Below are 1,131 nucleotides of genomic sequence, written 5' to 3'. Positions count from 1 at the left end.
CCGATCCGCCGGTGCCCCTGCTCCACCAGATGCCTCACGGCCAATTCCGCGCCGCGCTTCTGGTCCACCATGGCTCCGCCGACCGACGCGTCGCCCAGCGACCCCACGGCCACTACGGGAACCCCGGCCTTCACTTCCGCCAACGCCAGCAGGGTGTCCGAATGGGGAACGATCACAACGATTCCGTCCACGGACTGGTCCAGGAAATGCCGGACCGCATCAAGGATCGCCTCCCGGTTGACCGTCCTCAAGGCTGCGATGCTGACGAAATAGCCGGCATCCCTCGCAGCCTGCTCGACGCCCAGCAGGGTGTTCGCCGGGCCGTACTGCGCCAGCTCGCTCGCCAGGACCCCGATGGTCTGGGAACGGCGGGTCACGAGGCTCCGCGCAGCAGTATTGCGCCGGTATCCCAGCTCGGCGATGGCGGCCTCGACACGCTCCCGGGTGCCCTTGCTGACGTTGGGGTGGTCGTTGATCACCCGTGAAACGGTCTGGTGCGAGACTCCCGCCAATTCCGCTACGTCTTCAAGCCGTGGTAAGCGCCCGCTGCTTTTTGTCATGGAGCTATTCTGCGTGACCTGGAGGCCAAGCGACGAACAGGACCGCAGCGAGTCCACGCTGAGCTACCGGCCAGTACAAGACCACGGGCATGCCGGGGATAGACTCGATTCAAGCCCAACAACCACCATTTGAGGAGCCCCATGCGCGCCACCATCATCCACGGTCCCGGCGACATCCGCGTTGAAGACCGTAACTACCCGACGGTCCAGCTGCCCACCGACGTCGTCGTCAAAGTGACTGCCTCCTGCGTCTGCGGATCGGACCTTTGGCCCTACCGCGGCGTAAAGCCCACCCACCAGCCTTCGGCCATCGGACATGAATTCATCGGCACGGTGGAAAGCATTGGCGACGACGTCACCACCCTGGCGCCCGGCGATTTCGTGATCGCTCCGTTCGTGGTCAGCTGCGGGGCCTGCCCGCAATGCTTGAACGGCGTCACAGTTGCCTGCGATCATTTGGCAGGTTGGGGCGGCAAGGATGACAGCGGTCACGCGATCGACGGCGGCCAAGGCCAGGCCGTGCGCGTGCCGCTCGCCGAGTCCACGCTCGTCAAGGTTCCCGGCATCACGG

At 65.3% G+C, this 1,131-nt stretch carries 2 protein-coding genes; one reads left to right on the top strand and one right to left on the bottom strand.

Annotation, left to right across the window (positions count from 1 at the left end; translation table 11 throughout):
* Nucleotides 1–560, bottom strand: a 560-nt coding sequence (locus tag AHiyo1_RS21645) for a LacI family DNA-binding transcriptional regulator (RefSeq protein ID WP_148667717.1), incomplete at its 3' end; no start/stop codon positions are given.
* 141 nt (nucleotides 561–701) lie between these two features.
* Here AHiyo1_RS21645 and AHiyo1_RS21640 point away from each other — a divergent pair.
* On the top strand, nucleotides 702–1,131 hold a 430-nt coding region (locus AHiyo1_RS21640; protein WP_148667716.1), incomplete at its 3' end, for an alcohol dehydrogenase catalytic domain-containing protein.

It is taken from the genome of Arthrobacter sp. Hiyo1, assembly GCF_001263615.2.
Classification (GTDB): Bacteria; Actinomycetota; Actinomycetes; order Actinomycetales; family Micrococcaceae; genus Arthrobacter.
The sequence above is the reverse complement of the archived record's forward strand: the minus strand, read 5'-3'. Positions and strand labels throughout refer to the sequence as shown.